The following is a 17,580-nucleotide window of genomic DNA, read 5'->3' on the forward strand; positions in this document are numbered from 1 at the left end:
AAACGCCGGCACGCCGGTACAGCGCCCCGGATTGCATCCGGGCTACAAAAGATATCCGCCGCGTCGGAGCACCCGGGCGGCACAGACAACCGTAGCCCGGATGCAATCCGGGGAATGAACACCACTGCGCTCAATACGAACGCAGTAACAGGAGCGCCGATGGCCCTGCCCCGCATCACATCGCCCCACGCCAAGGGCAGCAACCGTACCCAGCAGGTCATGCTGCAGGTGCTGCTGGCCACCGTGCCGGGCATCCTCGCGCTGACCTGGCTGTTCGGCGCCGGCACCCTGTTCAACCTGCTCTGGGCCAGCCTCTGCGCGCTGGGCTTCGAGGCCGCGCTGCTGGCCGCACGCAAGCGCCCGGTGGCCTTCTTCCTCAAGGACTACAGCGCCCTGGTCACCGCCGTGCTGTTGGCCCTGGCCCTGCCGCCCTACTCGCCCTGGTGGCTGACCCTGATCGCCTGCGGCTTCGCCATCGGCTTCGGCAAGCAGCTCTATGGTGGCCTCGGGCAGAACCCCTTCAACCCGGCCATGCTCGGCTATGTGGTGGTGCTGATCTCCTTCCCGGTGGAGATGACCAGTTGGCCCGCGCCGCACGGCGTCGCTGCGCTGGACGGCATCAAGCACATACTCGGTATCGCCAGCCTGCCCGATGGCTGGGCCCAGGCCACCGCGCTGGACGCGCTGAAAGTGAACAAGAGCCTGACCATCGACGAGCTGCGCGCCGCCAATCCGGCCTTCGGCCATTTCGGCGGTGCCGGCAGCGAGGCGGTCAACCTGGCGTTCCTCGCCGGCGGCCTGTACCTGCTGCACAAACGCCTGATCACCTGGCACGCGCCGGTGGGCATGCTCGCTGCGCTGTTCGTCATGAGCCTGCTGTTCTGGAATGGTAGCGGCTCGGACTCCAACGGCTCGCCGCTGTTCCACCTGCTTACCGGCGCCACCATGCTCGGCGCCTTCTTCATCGTCACCGACCCGGTTTCCGGCGCGACCAGCAATCGCGGGCGTCTGGTGTTCGGCATCGGCGTCGGCGTACTGGTCTACGTGATCCGCGCCTGGGGCGGCTACCCGGACGCGGTGGCCTTCGCCGTGCTGCTGATGAACCTCGCGGCGCCGACCATCGATTACTACACCCGGCCGCGCAGCTACGGCCATCGCAAGCCCAACAGCGGCTTCAAGCTGGGAGAATGAGCATGCTGCCGGAAATCAGCCGCTCGATGCTGAAGAACGCCCTGGTGCTCGGCCTGTTCGCCATTGGCACCGTCGGCAGCGTGGCCCTGCTGCAACAGGGCACCGCCACGCGTATCGCCGCCGCCGAGCGCGAAGCGCAGGTGCGCGCCCTGGCCGAAATCCTGCCGGCAGGCAGCTACGACAACCACCTGCTGGACAACCGCATCGAACTCAATGCCCCCGAGCTGGGCCACCGCAGCCCGCAGTCGGCCTACCTGGCATTGAAGGGCGAGCAGCCCAGCGCGCTGATTCTGCCGGTGACCGCACCGGACGGTTACAGCGGCGCCATCCACCTGCTGGTGGGCATCTTCGCCGACGGCCGTCTGGCCGGCGTGCGTGTGCTTGGCCACCGGGAAACCCCGGGCCTGGGCGACAAGATCGAACTGGCCAAGAGCGACTGGGTGCGCAGCTTCGAGGGCAAGTCCCTGAACAACCCTGGCGAAGACGGCTGGGCGGTGAAGAAGGATCGCGGCGAGTTCGACCAGTTCGCCGGCGCCACCATCACCCCGCGCGCCGTGGTCAAGGCCGTGCACGGCGCCCTGCGCTACTTCGACAAGCACCGCGCCCAGTTGCTGGGCCTGGCGGAGGACGAGCAATGACCAGTTATCGCGAAATCAGCTTCAACGGCCTGTGGAAGAACAACCCGGCGCTGGTGCAGCTGCTCGGCCTGTGCCCGCTGCTGGGGGTGAGCAACTCCACGGTCAACGCCCTCGGCCTGGCCCTGGCCAGCGCGGTGGTGCTGGTGTGCTCCAACACCGCCGTGTCGCTGGTGCGCGGCGTGGTCAACACCGCCGTGCGCCTGCCTGCCTTCGTCATGATCATCGCCGCGCTGACCACCTGCATCGAGCTGCTGATGCAGGCCTTCACCTACGAGCTGTACCAGATCCTCGGCATCTTCATCCCGCTGATCACCACCAACTGCGTGATCCTCGGCCGCGCCGACGGCTTCGCCGCCAAGCACGACCCGGCCCGCGCCGCCTATGACGGTCTGATGATGGGGCTGGGCTTCGGCCTGGTGCTGGTCATGATCGGCGCCATCCGCGAGCTGCTCGGCACCGGCGCCCTGTTCGCCAACATGCACCTGCTGTTCGGCCCGATTGCCGCCGAGTGGAAGCTCACCCTGGTACAGGATTACAAGGGCTTTCTGCTGGCCATCCTGCCGCCGGGCGCCTTTATCGTCCTGGGCCTGCTGATCGCCGGCAAGAACCGCATCGACCAGATCGCCGCGGAACGGGCCAAGGCCACCGCGCCCGAAGCCCCTGCACAAAGCCGTCGGGTTCGAGTGACCGGAGTCATCGAATGAACGCCGCCAAACGCCTGGAAATCTTCCGCCGCCTGCACGAGGACAACCCCGAGCCGAAGACCGAGCTGGCCTACAGCACGCCGTTCGAGCTGCTGGTAGCCGTGACGCTATCGGCCCAGGCCACCGACGTCAGCGTCAACAAGGCCACGGCCAAGCTGTTCCCGGTGGCCAATACGCCGGAGGCCATCTACGCCCTGGGCGTCGAGGGACTTTCCGAGTACATCAAGACCATCGGCCTGTACAACAGCAAGGCGAAGAACGTCATCGAGGCCTGCCGCATCCTCATCGAGAAACACGGCAGTCAGGTGCCGGACAACCGCGAGGACCTCGAAGCCCTGCCCGGCGTCGGCCGCAAGACTGCCAACGTGGTGCTCAATACGGCTTTTCGCCAGCTGGCCATGGCCGTGGACACGCACATCTTCCGCGTCAGCAACCGCACCGGCATCGCGCCGGGCAAGAACGTGGTCGAGGTGGAGAAGAAGCTGCTCAAGTTCGTGCCCAAGGATTATCTGCTCGACGCCCACCACTGGCTGATCCTGCACGGACGCTACGTCTGCACCGCACGCAAACCGCGCTGTGGCGCCTGCCGCATCGAGGATCTGTGCGAGTACAAGGCCAAGACTTCCGACGATTGATCGGTCATAGAAAGCAGCGATGCTCTGATTGAAAAAATCTTTTTTACCCGCTCATTTTTTGCCGCTATAAGGTGCGCAAATGGCCCCGGTAACTGGCCTGGAGTGGAATAGATGAGCACTGACAAAGAAGACCTCGAGCTGGACGAAGACTTTGTCGCGGATGAATCGGACGATGCCGAGCCTGCGGTGGAAGTCGCCAAGACCAACCTGACCAAGCGCCGCATCATCGACAACTTCCTCGAAGAGCGTCGCCTGCACAAGCAGCTGGCCGAATACGATTTCGATATCTGATCGCGCCACGCAAGAAGCCCCGCCAACCGCGGGGCTTTTTCGTTTCAGCTCACCGCGCGCAAGGCACGGCGCGCGCACTTGTTGGCGTACATCGCCGCATCGGCCTGGACCAGCAGGCTGTCGAGCCCCTCGTCGGGATTCAGCGACGACTCGCTGACCCCCATGCTCATCGACAGACGCTGCCCGGCGCCGCCCTCTCTGCCACGCAATGCCTGCTCCAGACGCCGCAGCACCTCTTCGCTGTCGCTGTAGTCGCTGGCCAGCACGACGAATTCGTCGCCGCCCAGCCGGGCGATCACGTCGGTGTTGCGGAACTGCGCCTTGAGCACGTCGGCCGCCGCCTTGAGCAAGCGATCCCCGGCGCCGTGGCCGAAGCGATCATTGACCGGCTTGAGCTCGTCGAGGTCGGCATACAGCAGCAGGCAGCGCCCCTTGCGCCGCCGCGCCGCGCGCAGTTCGCGCTCGGCCAGCAGGCGAAAGCCGCGACGGTTGTACAAACCGGTCAGGTCGTCGATCAGCGACAGCTGGCGCACTGCCTGCTCGGCCAGTTGGCGTTCCCGCACCTCTTCCTGCAAGCGTCGATTGGCTTCGGCCAGCTGCGCCGTGCGCTCTTCGACGCGGCGCTCCAGCTCGGCATAGACCTGGACATTCTCCAGAGCCACCGAGGTGGAATCGGCCAACGCCTGTAGCAGTTGCACCTGCTCGTCGGTGGCGTGGCAGTACTCGGCCCAGTAGGTACCGATGGCGCCGATCGGCTCCAGGGTACGGATCGGCACCATGACCAGGCTCTTGACGAAGGTCGGCCGATACGCCTCATGGGGAATGCGCGGGTCGGCGTAGATGTCGGGAATCACGGTAGCACTGCGGTTGAGCATGGCCCAACCGCTGATGCAGGCACTCAAGGGGAAACGTTGGCCTTTCCACAGGGGCGAGATGGCGTCCTCGTCGCGATAGAAGCATTGCAGCCCATCGCGCAGGACGAAGGTGGCGCCGTCGGCACCGGTCAGCTCGCGGGCCGCGCTTCGGACGATCTCCGCTACGCGGTCCACATCCTTCGCCATAGAAAGCTCCTGAACCACACGAACGAGGCGCAGAGCTTGGGAATCGGTCTTCATGGAGGCACCTCGCCAGTCAGCGAATGGCCACTATTTTTGTAAGCATTTACTTACAAAGACCGATGACTGTCAATCGTTTCGCTTGGGCGAGAGCAACTCGATCTTGTAGCCGTCCGGGTCCTCGACAAAGGCCAGGATGCTGTTGCCATGCTTCATCGGGCCTGGCTCGCGGGTGATCTTGCCGCCGCGCGAACGGATGTCCTCGCAGGCCTTGTAGACGTCTTCCACTTCCAGGGCGATATGGCCGTAGCCGGTGCCCAGCTCGTAGCTGTCAACGCCCCAGTTGTGGGTCAGCTCGATCACGCTGTTGTGCGCCTCGTCGCCATAGCCGACGAATGCGAGGGTGAACTGACCGTCCGGGTAGTCCTTGCGGCGCAGCAGGGTCATGCCCAGCACCTCGGTGTAGAAGGCGATGGACTTGTCCAGATCGCCAACGCGCAGCATGGTATGCAGCAGTCTCATCAGTTTTTCCTCTTCTAAAAGCAGAACCCCGGCTTGTGGCCGGGGTTCGTCTCACAAGGCGCTCAGCTTATCAGATCAGCTTGCGGCCCTTGCCGGCAGCGATGCGCATGCGCAGGGCGTTGAGCTTGATGAAGCCCGCCGCGTCCTGCTGGTTGTAGGCGCCGCCGTCTTCCTCGAAGGTGGCGATGTTGGCGTCGAACAGCGAATCGTCGGACTTGCGCCCGGTGACGATGACGTTGCCCTTGTACAGCTTCAGGCGCACCACACCGTTCACGTTGGCCTGGGAGGCGTCGATCATCTGCTGCAGCATCAGACGCTCCGGGCTCCACCAGAAACCGTTGTAGATCAGGCTGGCGTACTTGGGCATCAGCTCGTCTTTCAGGTGGGCCACTTCGCGGTCGAGGGTGATCGACTCGATGGCGCGGTGGGCCTTGAGCATGATGGTGCCGCCGGGGGTCTCGTAGCAGCCGCGCGACTTCATGCCGACGTAGCGGTTCTCGACGATGTCCAGGCGACCGATGCCGTTCTCACCGCCGATGCGGTTCAGCTCGGCCAGCACCTGGGCCGGGGTCATCGCCTTGCCGTCAATGGCGACGATGTCACCGGCCTGGTAGGTCAGCTCGATGTAGGTCGGGGTGTCCGGCGCCGCTTCCGGCGACTTGGTCCAACGCCACATGTCTTCTTCGTGCTCGGTCCAGGTGTCTTCCAGCACACCGCCCTCGTAGGATATGTGCAGCAGGTTGGCGTCCATGGAGTACGGCGACTTCTTCTTGCCGTGGCGCTCGATCGGGATGGCGTGCTTCTCGGCGTAGTCCATCAGCTTCTCGCGCGACAGCAGGTCCCACTCGCGCCAGGGGGCGATGACCTTGACGCCCGGCTTCAGGGCATAGGCGCCCAGCTCGAAACGCACCTGGTCGTTGCCCTTGCCGGTGGCGCCGTGGGAGATGGCGTCAGCGCCGGTCTCGTTGGCGATCTCGATCAGGCGCTTGGCGATCAGCGGACGGGCGATGGAGGTACCCAGCAGGTACTCGCCTTCGTAGATGGTGTTGGCGCGGAACATCGGGTAGACGAAATCGCGGACGAACTCTTCGCGCAGGTCGTCGATGTAGATTTCCTTGACGCCCAGGGCCTGAGCCTTGGCGCGGGCCGGCTCGACCTCCTCGCCCTGGCCGAGATCGGCGGTGAAGGTCACCACTTCGCAGTTATAGGTATCTTGCAGCCACTTGAGGATCACCGAGGTGTCCAGGCCACCGGAATAGGCCAGAACTACCTTTTTGACGTCCGCCATGCCATCACTCCACGGGTTGTACGGTAAAACCGGTGATTCTACTGACCCCGCGGGCCAATTTACAGTGGCGCGACAGCTTGTGACGATGAAGCGACCAAAGCTGCGCTCCGAAGGGTCAGGACGGCGTGCTGCCAGCCGGGTCGGCCGGCGCGGTCGGGGCAGGGTCTGCGGGAGCGCTGGGCGGCGCGACTTCGGCCGGCGCCGCGCGGTCCAGACGCAGGGTGGCACGGCGGTTCTTGGCGCGGTTGGCCTCGTTGTTGTTGGGCACCAGCGGGTAGCGCTCGCCATGAAAACGGACGGTAATCTGCTCCGTCGGCACACCGCCGGCCACCAGATACTCCTGCACGGCCAATGCGCGGCGGCGGGACAGGTCGCGATTGGTCAGGCGATTGCCGCTGTTGTCGGCGTGACCGTCGATCTGGAAGCTGTTGATGCTGGGGTCGGCCTTGACGAAGTCCAGAATGATGTCGAGCTTGGCCTTGGCCATGGCATCCAGTTCGATCCCGCCGCCGGGAAAGCCGATCTGCGCCTGGCGAATCTGCTCGAAGTTGACCGGCAGCAGCTTGGCGGTGCACGCCTGGTATTCCTCGTAGGCCTTGTGGAACTTCACCGGCAGCAGGCGCACCTCGAGGTTGTCGCCGCCATTGAGGGTGCGGTGACGCACCAGCGGGCTACGCCCTTCCAGCAGACCGGTGAGCAGCCGCGCACCCTGCTCCTGCGAGCTATTGAACGGCACCTCGCCGTTGCCAACACTGACCACGCCGAGATTGATGTCACCACGCCCCGGTTGCCAGGGCGCCGCTGCCGCCAGCAAGGTCGCCGAGCCGGCGCCCATCCAGCGCTCGCGCGCCTTGAGACGGAAGGTCACCTGCTCACCGGCACGGCGCACGAACTCGCCGCTGCCGAAGTTGCTGATCGACTGACTGAGGCGGCACTCGAACTGATCGCCCTCTACCTTCCATTCCACCTGCTCGATCCGCGTCTGGAAACTGATGGCGTGCGCCGACAGGCACAGAGGCATGCTCGCCAGCAGGCTGATGAGAAGAGATTGGGGCGCACGCACGGTCGGCTCCAGGAAAACGTCGTTCGCTTTGCTATCGGTACGAGCGCGGAAAACTGTAGGGGCGAATTCGTTCGGGAAAGCGCAGAACTCAGCGCAGCGCCAAGGCGAACAAATTGCCTGGCGCACCCTCACAGCGCATTTTCCGACGGTTTCCGGTAGCATTCCGCTCACGTTTTACCCGCCTGGAAACCCCCATGTCCGACCGCCTGACTCTCCTGCGTCCCGATGACTGGCACATTCACCTGCGCGATGGTGCGGTGCTGCCACACACCGTCGGCGATGCCGCGCGCACTTTCGGCCGCGCCATCATCATGCCCAACCTGGTTCCGCCGGTACGCAATGCCGCCGAGGCCGACGCCTATCGCCAGCGCATTCTCGCTGCGCGCCCGGCCGGCAGCCGCTTCGAGCCGCTGATGGTGCTCTACCTCACCGACAACACCAGCCCCGAGGACGTCCGCGCGGCCAAGGCCAGCGGCTTCGTGCATGCGGCCAAGCTCTATCCGGCCGGTGCCACCACCAACTCCGACTCGGGCGTCACCAGCATCGACAAGATCTTCCCGGCGCTGGAAGCCATGGCCGAAGTCGGCATGCTGCTGCTGGTGCATGGCGAGGTGACCCGCGCCGAGATCGACGTGTTCGACCGCGAAAAGGCCTTCATCGACGAGCATCTGACCCGCGTGGTCGAGCGCTTCCCCACGCTGAAAGTGGTGTTCGAGCACATCACCACCCGTGACGCGGTGCAGTTCGTCGAGGCGGCCTCGGCCAACGTCGGCGCCACCATCACCGCGCACCACCTGCTGTACAACCGCAACCACATGCTAGTTGGCGGTATTCGCCCGCACTTCTACTGCCTGCCGATCCTCAAGCGCAACGTGCACCAGGAAGCCCTGCTCGACGCGGCCACCAGCGGCAACGTCAAGTTCTTCCTCGGCACCGACTCGGCTCCGCACGCCAAGCACGCCAAGGAAGCCGCCTGCGGCTGCGCCGGCTGCTACACCGCCTTCGCCGCCATCGAGCTGTACGCCGAGGCGTTCGAACAGCGCAAGGCGCTGGACAAGCTGGAAGCCTTTGCCAGCTTCCACGGCCCGGACTTCTACGGCCTGCCGCGCAACAGCGACAGCATCACCCTGGCGCGTGAGGAATGGACCGTGCCGGCCAGCCTGCCGCTGGGCGACAACAGCGTGGTACCGCTGCGTGCCGGCGAAACCCTGCGCTGGAAGCTGCTGGAGGGCCAGGCGTGAGCGAAGACAGCTACGACGACGAGCTCGAACCCAGCCTGCCTGCCGGCCCGCGCACCCCGATGGCCGCGCGCTTTCGCGGCTACCTGCCGGTGGTAGTGGACGTCGAGACCGGTGGCTTCAATTGCGCCACCGACGCCCTGCTGGAAATCGCCGCGACCACCATCGCCATGGACGAGGGCGGCTTTCTCTATCCGGATCACACGCACTTCTTCCGCATCGAGCCCTTCGAGGGCGCCAATATCGAGGCGGCAGCGCTGGAGTTCACCGGCATCAAGCTCGATCACCCGCTGCGCATGGCGGTGAGCGAGGAGCATGCCCTGGGCGAGATCTTCAAGGGCCTGCGCAAGTCGATCAAATCGGCCGGCTGCAAGCGCGCCATCCTGGTGGGCCACAACAGCAGCTTCGATCTGGGCTTTCTCAACGCCGCGGTGGCGCGTTGCGGAATCAAGCGCAACCCCTTCCATCCCTTCTCCAGTTTCGATACCGCCACCCTGGCCGGCCTCGCCTACGGCCAGACCGTGCTTGCCAAGGCCTGCCAGGCCGCCGGCATCGAGTTCGATGGCAAGGAGGCGCACTCGGCGCGCTACGACACCGAAAAGACGGCCGAGCTGTTCTGCGGCATCGTCAACCGCTGGAAGGAAATGGGCGGCTGGGACGAGTTCGATCAGTAGGGGCAACCCGCTCATGAAAAAACCGGCGCACGCCGGTTTTTTCATATCAGGCCTGGGGCCTGCACCGTTCGTCAGGAGATGCGAGCATTCGCAATCGATCTTTGACAAGCATTCTCATTAACATTAGTATCCGACCCATCGAACAGAACTACCAAGACGAGCCTTGCTTATGTACGTCTGCCTCTGTGAAGGTGTCACCGATACGCAAATCCGCGACGCGGTCTATGAAGGCTGCTGCAGCTACCGTGAAGTCCGCGGCACCCTGGGCATCGCCAGCCAGTGCGGCAAGTGCGCCTGCCTGGCCAAGCAGGTGGTACGCGAGACCATCGCCGAAGTGCAGAGCAGCCAGGCCAGCCTGGCCTACCCCGCCGGTTTCGCGGCCGCCTGATAGATGAATGAAACAAAAAACCGGATCGAATGATCCGGTTTTTTTTCGCCCGAACGTTGGTCGCGCGCGAAGGCTACAGGCCGTCGCGCTCCACATGGTCGAGGTTCACCGCCTCGCCCGGCTTGGCGTGCAGCTTGGCGCGGATGTCCTCGAAGATCGCGTCATACTCCTTGTGCGCACGCATGATCGGGCTGTTGTTGGGGTGCAGACCATGCTTGGCCACCAGCCGGGATATCACGCTGGCGAAGTTGAAGGCTGTATCGCGGTGCATCTCGAAGACTTCCTCGAAGGCCTTGCCGTCGATCTCGCCCACCAGGCGCCCATGCAGCATGGGACCCTCCGGGGAGTCCTTGCGGACCTCGTAGTAGAAATCGATGCTGTACGCCGGCTGCCCGCCCAGGCCAGGCGGATTGCTGCGGTGCAGATGGCCAGGTTCGAACATGGTCCCCTCCTTTGAAACTGCGCGTCTGGAACTCCCTGACGGGAGCGTTCGCAGAGTCTAGACCGATCGCCGCTGCGCTGCTGCGCCCTCGTTCAGTGCAGCGTCCCGTCCCCTGCCCTTTCCTGCACCAGCACCCAGGGCGCCACCACCACGGCCCAGAGCTGCGGATCGCGCGTCAGCAGATCTTCGGCACGCGCATCCTCGAGGCGGCCCACCAGCCCCTCGCTCATCCACTGCGCGACACGTGCCTGATCGTTCTCGGCCACGGCCTGCGCGACCGCGACCAGATCCTGATTGCCCTCGACCCAGAGCAACGCGCCACGGGCGAAGAAAGGCTGCAATTCCTGCCAGCGAATCGGCGCGGTTTCGCCAAGCAGCTTGGCATAGAGGGTGCTAGATTGATCCGTCATGGTGTGGCCTGTGTCGATGGCGTGAATGAGGGCGCGCAATGATAGCGTCAGCAGCCCCTCTGGCAACCGCACGACGCTCGCCAACCGACTGAAGCCACGCCGTTTTTCTATACATTCCTTGCAATTACGCGACACCCCCGTGTTTCGCCTCCAGCTACCGGCTTTTCAAGGCGCAAATTCGCGCTCTAAACTGCTCCGGTACAGTTGCCGGAGGCTTTACCGGGATAATGGACCCGGTTCTGCAGCTTCGGCCGCAAGAACTACAACAACGATAAACACAAGAGTGGAGCACTCATGAACAAGGCTACTAAGCAGATTTCCAAGCTGTTCGCGGCAATGGCACTGGCGGGGGCGGCCAGCTATTCGATGGCGGCCGACAACATCAAGATCGGCCTGGCCGGTCCGGTGACCGGTGCCGTCGCTCAGTACGGTGAGATGCAATTCATCGGCGCCAAGATGGCCATCGAGCAGATCAACAAGGCTGGCGGCGTGAACGGCGCCCAGCTCGAAGGCGTGGTCTATGACGACGCTTGCGATCCGAAGCAGGCCGTGGCCGTTGCCAACAAGATCGTCAACGACGGCGTCAAGTTCGTGGTTGGCCACCTGTGCTCCAGCTCCACTCAACCGGCTTCCGACATCTACGAAGATGAAGGCATCCTGATGATCACCGCGGCTTCCACCAGCCCGGACATCACCGCTCGTGGCTACGAGCTGGTGTTCCGCACCATCGGTCTGGACAGCCTGCAGGGCCCGACCGCCGGTAACTTCATCGCCGACCACGTCAAGCCGAAGAACGTTGCCGTCATCCACGACAAGCAGCAGTACGGCGAAGGCATCGCCACCGCGGTCAAGCAGACCCTGGAAGGCAAAGGCGTGAAGGTTTCCCTGTTCGAAGGCATCAACGCCGGCGACAAGGACTTCTCCGCTCTGATCGCCAAGCTGAATCAGGCTGGCGTCGACTTCGTCTACTACGGCGGCTACCACCCGGAACTGGGCCTGCTGCTGCGCCAGACCAAGGAGCGTGGCCTGAACGTCAAGTTCATGGGTCCGGAAGGCGTGGGTAACAAGGAAATCTCCGCCATCGCAGGTCCCGCCTCCGAAGGTCTGCTGGTGACCCTGCCGAAGTCCTTCGACCAGGATCCGAAGAACCAGGCGCTGGTCGAGGCCTTCAAGGCCAAGAACGAAGACCCGAGCGGTCCGTTCGTGTTCCCAGCCTACGCTGCCGTTCAGGTCATCGCTGAAGGCATCGAGAAAGCCGGCGATACCGACACCGCCAAAGTGGCCGCAGCCCTGCGCGCCAACAGCTTCGACACCCCCACCGGCACCCTGGCCTTCGACGAGAAGGGCGATCTGAAGGACTTCAGCTTCGTGGTGTACGAGTGGCACCAGGACGGCACCAAGTCCGAAGCCAAGTAAGCTTCCTGTCTGAGCCAAAGCCCACTGCCTCCAGCAGTGGGCTTTGTTTATTAGAAGAATTCCGGCCTCGCGCTGCGCCACAAGCGCCGCTTTACGCAAGCGCCCAGGAGTTAGGCAATGCCTGATCTTTATCACTACCTGCAACAGCTGCTCAATGGGCTGACCATTGGCAGCACCTATGCCCTGATCGCCATCGGCTACACCATGGTCTACGGCATCATCGGCATGATCAACTTCGCCCATGGCGAGGTTTACATGATTGGCTCGTACGTAGCCTTCACCGTGATCGCCGGCCTCGCCATGTTCGGCCTGGAAGCCGTGCCCTTCGTGATGATCGCGGCGTTCGCCGCCACCATGATCGTCACCAGTGCCTACGGTTACAGCATCGAACGGGTGGCCTACCGCCCACTGCGCGGCGGCAACCGTCTCATCCCGCTGATCTCCGCGATCGGCATGTCGATCTTCCTGCAAAACGCCGTGTTGCTTTCACAGGACTCCAAGGACAAGGCCATCCCCAGCCTGCTGCCTGGCAATTTCATCCTCGGTGAAAGCGCCGCCAACGGCGTGGTGGTGTCCTACATGCAGGTGCTGATCTTCATCGTGACCTTCGTCGCCATGATCGGTCTGACCCTGTTCATCTCCCGTTCGCGCCTGGGCCGCGCCTGCCGCGCCTGCGCCGAAGACCTGAAGATGGCCAACCTGCTCGGCATCAACACCAACAACATCATTGCCCTGACCTTCGTCATCGGCGCGGCGCTGGCCGCCATCGCCTCGGTGCTGCTGGGCATGAACTACGGCGTGATCAACCCGCACCTGGGCTTCCTCGCCGGCATCAAGGCCTTCACCGCCGCGGTACTCGGCGGTATCGGCAGCATTCCGGGCGCGGTGCTCGGCGGCTTGCTGCTGGGTGTGGCCGAAGCCTTCGGCGCCGATATCTTCGGCGATCAATACAAGGACGTGGTGGCGTTCAGCCTGCTGGTGCTGGTGCTGCTGTTCCGTCCCACCGGCATCCTTGGCCGCCCGGAGGTGGAAAAGGTATGAGCCTCACCACCATCAAGAGCCTCAAATCCGCGATTTTCAGCGCCCTGCTGGTGCTGATCATCTCCTACCCGGTCCTGGGCCTGAAGCTGACCACCGTGGGCATCAGCCTGCGCGTGGAAGGCGCCACCGCCTTCGAACTCTGGTGCATCGGCGGCGCCGCCGCGCTGATCTTCCTCTGGCAACTGCTGCGTGACCGCATCACCCCGGCCTGGGCCCAACTGCCCAAGCTGCCCAGCGGCTCCGGCCAGATCGGCAACTTCCTCACCCTGCCCTCCACCCAGCGCTGGATCATCCTGGCGATGGTCATGGTGGCACTGGTGTGGCCGTTCTTCGCCAGCCGCGGCGCGGTGGACATCGCCACGCTGATCCTGATCTACGTGATGCTCGGCCTCGGCCTGAACATCGTCGTGGGCCTGGCCGGTCTGCTCGACCTGGGCTACGTCGGTTTCTACGCCGTCGGCGCCTACAGCTACGCGATCCTGGCGCACTACTTCGGTCTGGGCTTCTGGATCTGCCTGCCGCTGGCCGGCATGATGGCGGCGCTGTTCGGCTTCCTGCTGGGCTTCCCGGTGCTGCGCCTGCGCGGTGACTACCTGGCCATCGTCACCCTCGGTTTCGGCGAGATCATCCGCATCCTGCTGCGCAACATGACCGAGTACACCGGTGGCCCCAACGGTCTGAGCATCGCCAACGAAAACAAGCCGACCCTGTTCGGTCTGTCCTTCGAGCGCCGCGTGCCGGCGGACATGCCGACCTTCCATGGCTTCTTCGAGATCGCCTACAACTCGCAGTACAAGGTGATCTTCCTCTACCTGATCGCCCTGCTGCTGGTGCTGCTGACCCTGTTCCTGGTCAACCGCCTGCTGCGCATGCCGATCGGTCGCGCCTGGGAAGCCCTGCGCGAGGACGAGATCGCCTGCCGTGCACTGGGTCTGAACCCGACCGTGATCAAGCTCTCGGCCTTCACCATCGGCGCCAGCCTGGCAGGTTTCGCCGGCAGCTTCTTCGCCGCGCGTCAGGGCCTAGTGACGCCGGAGTCGTTCACCTTCATCGAGTCGGCGATGATCCTCGCCATCGTGGTACTCGGCGGCATGGGCTCGCAGCTGGGCGTGATCCTCGCTGCCATCGTCATGGTGATGCTGCAGGAAATGCGGGAACTGAGTGAGTACCGCATGCTGTTCTTCGGTCTGGTCATGATCTTCATGATGATCTGGCGCCCGCAAGGGTTGCTGCCGATGCAACGTCCCCACCTGGAGCTGAAGCGATGAGCCGCACGATTCTCGAAGTAAGCGGCCTGACCATGCGTTTCGGCGGCCTGCTGGCCGTCAACGAGGTGGGCCTCAACGTCAAGGAAAAGCAGGTGGTCTCGATGATCGGCCCGAACGGCGCCGGCAAGACCACCGTGTTCAACTGCCTGACCGGCTTCTACCAGCCGACCTCCGGCAGCATCCGCCTGAACGGCGAGTCGATCGAAGGCCTGCCGGGCCACAAGATCGCGCGCAAGGGCGTGGTGCGGACCTTCCAGAACGTGCGTCTGTTCAAGGACATGACCGCGGTGGAAAACCTGCTGGTGGCCCAGCATCGCCACCTCAACACCAGCTACCTGGCCGGCCTGTTCAAGACCCCGGGCTTTCGCCGCAGCGAACGCGAGGCCATGGATTTTGCCGCCTACTGGCTGGAGCAGGTCAACCTGGTGGACTTCGCCAACCGCAGTGCCGGTACCCTGGCCTACGGTCAGCAGCGTCGCCTGGAAATCGCCCGCTGCATGATGACGCGCCCGAGCATCCTGATGCTCGACGAGCCGGCCGCCGGCCTCAACCCGCGCGAGACCGAAGACCTCAAGGCGCTGATCGGCGTGCTGCGTGACGAACACAACGTCACCGTGCTGCTGATCGAGCACGACATGAAGCTGGTGATGAGCATTTCCGACCACATCTACGTGATCAACCAGGGCACTCCCCTGGCCGACGGCACGCCGGACGACATCCGCAACAACCCGGACGTGATCAAAGCCTATCTGGGGGAGGCGTAATCCATGCTGAGCTTCAACAACGTCTCAACCTTCTACGGCAAGATCCAGGCGCTGCACGATGTCAGCATCGAAGTGCAGAAAGGCGAGATCGTCACCCTGATCGGTGCCAACGGCGCCGGCAAGTCGACCCTGCTGATGACCCTGTGCGGCAACCCGCGCGCCACCAGCGGCAGCATCCGTTACCTGGGTGAAGAGCTGGTGGGCATGGATACCCCGGAGATCATGCGCAAGAGCATCGCCATCGTGCCGGAAGGCCGTCGCGTGTTCGCCCGCCTGACCGTCGAGGAAAACCTGGCCATGGGCGGCTTCTTCGGCGACAAGGCGGAGAATCAGGCGCAACTGGACAAGGTCCTGCACCTGTTCCCGCGCCTGAAGGAGCGCTTCGCCCAGCGTGCCGGCACCATGAGCGGTGGCGAGCAGCAGATGCTCGCCATCGGCCGTGCCTTGATGAGCAAGCCCAACCTGCTGCTGCTCGACGAGCCGTCGCTGGGTCTGGCGCCGATCATCATCCAGCAGATCTTCGACATCATCGAGCAACTGCGCAAAGACGGCGTGACCATCTTCCTGGTCGAGCAGAACGCCAACCAGGCGCTGAAGCTGGCCGATCGTGGCTATGTGCTGGAGAACGGCCACATCGTCATGCAAGGTAGCGGCGAAGAGCTGCTCAACGACCCGAAGGTACGCGACGCCTACCTCGGTGGCTGAGCGCAACCTGCGACATGGAAACCGCCCTTCGGGGCGGTTTTTTTATTTTCCGGGATGCATTTGGACGACGCCTGGCTGGTGCGCGGGGCGTAGCCAACGAAACGGCAAAGTCTTAAGCGAATATTTCCGCCCCCTTGCACCCTCCTCCCCGGGGATTAGGCTCAGGGTCTCAAGCCTTGCGAGACCACGCCCATGCGCAAATCCCTGCTCCTGCTACTGGTCCTCAGCCTGCTGCTCGGTGCCTGCAGCCGCATCGACCTGGCCTACCGCAATCTGGACCGGCTGATTCCCTGGAAGCTCGGCGACTACGTGGCCCTGAACAGCGAACAGAAGGCCTGGCTCAAACCGCAGCTGCAGGAGCACCTGAGCTGGCACTGCAGCGTGGAGTTGCCGCGCTATGTGGATTGGCTGGAGCGTAGCCGGCAAGCGCTGAGCAGCCGCGACAGCCAGGCTCTGGCCGGCCAGCTGGAAGCCTTCGACAGCGCCATGCAGCGCATCGCCGTGGAGATCACCCCGAGCGCCACCGAGCTGCTGCGCGGCCTGAGCCCGCGCCAGGTGGAGCAACTGTTCGCCGCCCTCGACGAGCAGAACGCCGAACTGCGCGAAGAGTTTCTCGAACCGCCGCTGGAGCAGCAGATCGCCCGCCGCGCCGAGCGCATGAGCGAGCGCCTGCAGCCCTGGTTCGGCAAGCTCAACGCGGCGCAGCGCCAACGGGTCGACGACTGGGCCGAGGGCCTGGGCGCGCAGAATCGGGTGTGGCTGGACAACCGCCTGGCCTGGCAGCAGGCCCTGCGCGAAGCGCTCGAGGCACGCCGCGGCGATGACTTCGACGCACGCATGGCGGCGCTGCTGCAGGAGCGCGAACGGTTCTACACCGACGCCTACAAGGCCAGCTACCAGGCCAATCGCCAGGCCATGGCCGAGATGATCGTCGACCTCATCGCGCAGGCCGACGACTCGCAGCTCAGACGGGCACAGCAGCGCCTGAGCAGCCTGCAGGCCGACCTGGCCGCGCAGCAGTGCCAAGCGGGCGAGTCGGTAGCCAGCCGTTGAAACGACGGGCGCGCGCAGCCTGCCCCTGAGCCATAGGCTGCAATCGCGGCTATAGCGCCGGCAGACGCCAGTCGATGGGGCTCATGCCGTTCTGTGCGAGGAACTGGTTGCAGCGGCTGAAATGACCGTTGCCGATGAAACCGCGATGGGCGGACAACGGCGATGGATGCGGCGAACGCAGCACCAGATGCTTGGTCGGGTCGATCAGGCGCTGCTTGCTCTGCGCATGGCTGCCCCAGAGCAGGAACACCACCTTGGGCTGATGCTCGCTGACCACCTCGATCACCCGGTCGGTGAACGGCTGCCAGCCCTTGGCCGCGTGCGAGCCGGCATTGCCGCGCTCCACCGTCAGCGAGGTGTTGAGCAGCAGCACGCCCTGATCGGCCCAGCTCTGCAGGTAGCCGTGGGCGGGGATGTCGAGATTGAGGTCGCGCTTGAGTTCCTTGTAGATGTTCACCAGCGACGGCGGCGTCTGCACGCCCGGCTGCACCGAGAAGCACAGCCCGTGCGCCTGACCCGGCCCGTGGTATGGATCCTGGCCGATGATCACCACCTTGACCTGGTCCAGCGGCGTGGAATTGAGGGCGTTGAAGATCAGCGGGCCCGGCGGATAGATCTCCTTGCCGGCGGCCTTCTCCGCCCGCAGGAACTCGCGCAGCTCCTTCATGTAGGGCTTGTCGAACTCCTCGCGCAGCGCGTGTTTCCAGCTGGCTTCGAGCTTGATGCGATCTTCGGTCATGACAGTTCCTGCAGCGACAAAACGAGTGCAGGCACGCTAGAGAAGGGGGGGATGC

21 protein-coding genes are annotated in these 17,580 nt (G+C 64.2%); 14 read left to right on the top strand and 7 right to left on the bottom strand.

Features of this window, described 5'->3' with window-relative positions; genetic code table 11:
• Positions 1-159: 159 nt before the first annotated feature.
• The 5 genes from N7333_RS08310 (at position 160) to N7333_RS08330 (ending at position 3,459) form a co-directional block, all read left to right on the top strand.
• A complete protein-coding gene (locus tag N7333_RS08310; RefSeq protein WP_129481557.1) occupies positions 160-1,191 on the top strand; it encodes an RnfABCDGE type electron transport complex subunit D in 1,032 nt (343 codons plus the stop codon).
• Between the two features lie 2 nt (positions 1,192-1,193).
• On the top strand, positions 1,194-1,829 hold the full coding sequence (gene rsxG, locus N7333_RS08315; RefSeq protein ID WP_129481558.1) for an electron transport complex subunit RsxG: 636 nt from the start codon (positions 1,194-1,196) through the stop codon (positions 1,827-1,829).
• Positions 1,826-2,533 (top strand): electron transport complex subunit E, encoded by a 708-nt coding sequence (locus N7333_RS08320; RefSeq protein WP_129481559.1) that lies wholly within the window; start codon positions 1,826-1,828, stop codon positions 2,531-2,533. The genes rsxG and N7333_RS08320 overlap by 4 nt, the downstream gene beginning before the upstream one ends.
• A complete protein-coding gene (gene nth / locus N7333_RS08325) occupies positions 2,530-3,168 on the top strand; it encodes an endonuclease III (RefSeq protein WP_003245598.1) in 639 nt (212 codons plus the stop codon). The genes N7333_RS08320 and nth overlap by 4 nt, the downstream gene beginning before the upstream one ends.
• Before the next feature lie 111 nt (positions 3,169-3,279).
• Positions 3,280-3,459, top strand: coding sequence for a hypothetical protein (locus N7333_RS08330; RefSeq protein ID WP_003245600.1), 180 nt, complete (start codon positions 3,280-3,282; stop codon positions 3,457-3,459).
• Positions 3,460-3,503: 44 nt separating this feature from the next.
• Here N7333_RS08330 and N7333_RS08335 read toward each other — a convergent pair whose 3' ends face one another.
• From N7333_RS08335 to N7333_RS08350, 4 genes are all read right to left on the bottom strand, one after another.
• Complete coding sequence (locus N7333_RS08335) at positions 3,504-4,520, bottom strand: sensor domain-containing diguanylate cyclase (protein WP_003245602.1); 1,017 nt, start codon at positions 4,518-4,520, stop codon at positions 3,504-3,506.
• Positions 4,521-4,643: 123 nt separating this feature from the next.
• A complete protein-coding gene (gene gloA, locus N7333_RS08340) occupies positions 4,644-5,036 on the bottom strand; it encodes a lactoylglutathione lyase (RefSeq protein WP_003245604.1) in 393 nt (130 codons plus the stop codon).
• A 70-nt stretch (positions 5,037-5,106) separates the two neighbouring features.
• Positions 5,107-6,324 carry an argininosuccinate synthase gene (locus N7333_RS08345; protein WP_003245607.1) on the bottom strand — a complete coding sequence of 406 codons (1,218 nt, stop codon included), beginning with the start codon at positions 6,322-6,324 and terminating at the stop codon, positions 5,107-5,109.
• Between the two features lie 115 nt (positions 6,325-6,439).
• Positions 6,440-7,387, bottom strand: coding sequence for an OmpA family protein (locus N7333_RS08350; protein ID WP_129481560.1), 948 nt, complete (start codon positions 7,385-7,387; stop codon positions 6,440-6,442).
• 194 nt (positions 7,388-7,581) lie between these two features.
• On the opposite strand from N7333_RS08350, the gene pyrC reads away from it, so the two are divergent.
• The 3 genes from pyrC (at position 7,582) to N7333_RS08365 (ending at position 9,687) form a co-directional block, all read left to right on the top strand.
• The gene (gene pyrC, locus N7333_RS08355; RefSeq protein WP_129481561.1) at positions 7,582-8,628 is read left to right on the top strand and encodes a dihydroorotase; all 1,047 of its coding nucleotides are present in this window, start codon (positions 7,582-7,584) and stop codon (positions 8,626-8,628) included.
• The gene (gene rnt / locus N7333_RS08360; protein WP_003245612.1) at positions 8,625-9,299 is read left to right on the top strand and encodes a ribonuclease T; all 675 of its coding nucleotides are present in this window, start codon (positions 8,625-8,627) and stop codon (positions 9,297-9,299) included. The genes pyrC and rnt overlap by 4 nt, the downstream gene beginning before the upstream one ends.
• 169 nt (positions 9,300-9,468) lie before the next feature.
• Positions 9,469-9,687: a bacterioferritin-associated ferredoxin gene (locus N7333_RS08365; protein ID WP_003245614.1), complete on the top strand. Its 219-nt coding sequence runs from the start codon at positions 9,469-9,471 to the stop codon at positions 9,685-9,687.
• A 73-nt stretch (positions 9,688-9,760) separates the two neighbouring features.
• Here the strand turns inward: N7333_RS08365 and N7333_RS08370 are convergent, their stop codons facing one another.
• On the bottom strand, positions 9,761-10,129 hold the full coding sequence (locus N7333_RS08370) for a DUF5064 family protein (protein WP_003245616.1): 369 nt from the start codon (positions 10,127-10,129) through the stop codon (positions 9,761-9,763).
• 92 nt (positions 10,130-10,221) lie between these two features.
• Positions 10,222-10,539, bottom strand: a complete 318-nt coding sequence (locus N7333_RS08375; RefSeq protein WP_012017981.1) for a DUF2288 domain-containing protein — start codon at positions 10,537-10,539, stop codon at positions 10,222-10,224.
• A gap of 294 nt (positions 10,540-10,833) precedes the next feature.
• On the opposite strand from N7333_RS08375, the gene N7333_RS08380 reads away from it, so the two are divergent.
• From N7333_RS08380 to N7333_RS08405, 6 genes are all read left to right on the top strand, one after another.
• Complete coding sequence (locus tag N7333_RS08380) at positions 10,834-11,955, top strand: branched-chain amino acid ABC transporter substrate-binding protein (RefSeq protein ID WP_012017980.1); 1,122 nt, start codon at positions 10,834-10,836, stop codon at positions 11,953-11,955.
• Positions 11,956-12,072: 117 nt separating this feature from the next.
• On the top strand, positions 12,073-12,996 hold the full coding sequence (gene livH / locus N7333_RS08385) for a high-affinity branched-chain amino acid ABC transporter permease LivH (RefSeq protein ID WP_003245622.1): 924 nt from the start codon (positions 12,073-12,075) through the stop codon (positions 12,994-12,996).
• Complete coding sequence (locus tag N7333_RS08390; protein ID WP_129481562.1) at positions 12,993-14,264, top strand: high-affinity branched-chain amino acid ABC transporter permease LivM; 1,272 nt, start codon at positions 12,993-12,995, stop codon at positions 14,262-14,264. Before livH ends, N7333_RS08390 begins: the two co-directional genes overlap by 4 nt.
• Positions 14,261-15,028, top strand: a complete 768-nt coding sequence (gene livG, locus N7333_RS08395; protein ID WP_003245625.1) for a high-affinity branched-chain amino acid ABC transporter ATP-binding protein LivG — start codon at positions 14,261-14,263, stop codon at positions 15,026-15,028. The genes N7333_RS08390 and livG overlap by 4 nt, the downstream gene beginning before the upstream one ends.
• 3 nt (positions 15,029-15,031) lie before the next feature.
• Positions 15,032-15,733 carry an ATP-binding cassette domain-containing protein gene (locus N7333_RS08400; protein WP_003245626.1) on the top strand — a complete coding sequence of 234 codons (702 nt, stop codon included), beginning with the start codon at positions 15,032-15,034 and terminating at the stop codon, positions 15,731-15,733.
• Positions 15,734-15,925: 192 nt separating this feature from the next.
• The gene (locus tag N7333_RS08405; protein ID WP_129481563.1) at positions 15,926-16,786 is read left to right on the top strand and encodes a DUF6279 family lipoprotein; all 861 of its coding nucleotides are present in this window, start codon (positions 15,926-15,928) and stop codon (positions 16,784-16,786) included.
• Positions 16,787-16,835: 49 nt separating this feature from the next.
• On the opposite strand, the gene ung is transcribed toward N7333_RS08405, so the two are convergent.
• Positions 16,836-17,525, bottom strand: a complete 690-nt coding sequence (gene ung, locus N7333_RS08410; protein WP_012017976.1) for a uracil-DNA glycosylase — start codon at positions 17,523-17,525, stop codon at positions 16,836-16,838.
• Positions 17,526-17,580: the final 55 nt, after the last annotated feature.

The organism is Pseudomonas sp. GD04158, assembly GCF_029834875.1.
GTDB classification, from domain to species: Bacteria; Pseudomonadota; Gammaproteobacteria; order Pseudomonadales; family Pseudomonadaceae; genus Aquipseudomonas; species Aquipseudomonas hydrolytica.

Excerpts from the sequence above, each read along its gene's own strand:
- N7333_RS08310 (WP_129481557.1), top strand. The coding sequence starts at position 160 with ATGGCCCTGCCCCGCATCACATCGCCCCACGCCAAGGGCAGCAACCGT.
- rsxG (WP_129481558.1), top strand. The coding sequence starts at position 1,194 with ATGCTGCCGGAAATCAGCCGCTCGATGCTGAAGAACGCCCTGGTGCTC.
- N7333_RS08320 (WP_129481559.1), top strand. The coding sequence starts at position 1,826 with ATGACCAGTTATCGCGAAATCAGCTTCAACGGCCTGTGGAAGAACAAC.
- nth (WP_003245598.1), top strand. The coding sequence starts at position 2,530 with ATGAACGCCGCCAAACGCCTGGAAATCTTCCGCCGCCTGCACGAGGAC.
- N7333_RS08330 (WP_003245600.1), top strand. The coding sequence starts at position 3,280 with ATGAGCACTGACAAAGAAGACCTCGAGCTGGACGAAGACTTTGTCGCG.
- N7333_RS08335 (WP_003245602.1), bottom strand. The coding sequence starts at position 4,520 with ATGGCGAAGGATGTGGACCGCGTAGCGGAGATCGTCCGAAGCGCGGCC.
- gloA (WP_003245604.1), bottom strand. The coding sequence starts at position 5,036 with ATGAGACTGCTGCATACCATGCTGCGCGTTGGCGATCTGGACAAGTCC.
- N7333_RS08345 (WP_003245607.1), bottom strand. The coding sequence starts at position 6,324 with ATGGCGGACGTCAAAAAGGTAGTTCTGGCCTATTCCGGTGGCCTGGAC.
- pyrC (WP_129481561.1), top strand. The coding sequence starts at position 7,582 with ATGTCCGACCGCCTGACTCTCCTGCGTCCCGATGACTGGCACATTCAC.
- N7333_RS08365 (WP_003245614.1), top strand. The coding sequence starts at position 9,469 with ATGTACGTCTGCCTCTGTGAAGGTGTCACCGATACGCAAATCCGCGAC.
- N7333_RS08370 (WP_003245616.1), bottom strand. The coding sequence starts at position 10,129 with ATGTTCGAACCTGGCCATCTGCACCGCAGCAATCCGCCTGGCCTGGGC.
- N7333_RS08375 (WP_012017981.1), bottom strand. The coding sequence starts at position 10,539 with ATGACGGATCAATCTAGCACCCTCTATGCCAAGCTGCTTGGCGAAACC.
- N7333_RS08380 (WP_012017980.1), top strand. The coding sequence starts at position 10,834 with ATGAACAAGGCTACTAAGCAGATTTCCAAGCTGTTCGCGGCAATGGCA.
- livH (WP_003245622.1), top strand. The coding sequence starts at position 12,073 with ATGCCTGATCTTTATCACTACCTGCAACAGCTGCTCAATGGGCTGACC.
- N7333_RS08390 (WP_129481562.1), top strand. The coding sequence starts at position 12,993 with ATGAGCCTCACCACCATCAAGAGCCTCAAATCCGCGATTTTCAGCGCC.
- livG (WP_003245625.1), top strand. The coding sequence starts at position 14,261 with ATGAGCCGCACGATTCTCGAAGTAAGCGGCCTGACCATGCGTTTCGGC.
- N7333_RS08400 (WP_003245626.1), top strand. The coding sequence starts at position 15,032 with ATGCTGAGCTTCAACAACGTCTCAACCTTCTACGGCAAGATCCAGGCG.
- N7333_RS08405 (WP_129481563.1), top strand. The coding sequence starts at position 15,926 with ATGCGCAAATCCCTGCTCCTGCTACTGGTCCTCAGCCTGCTGCTCGGT.
- ung (WP_012017976.1), bottom strand. The coding sequence starts at position 17,525 with ATGACCGAAGATCGCATCAAGCTCGAAGCCAGCTGGAAACACGCGCTG.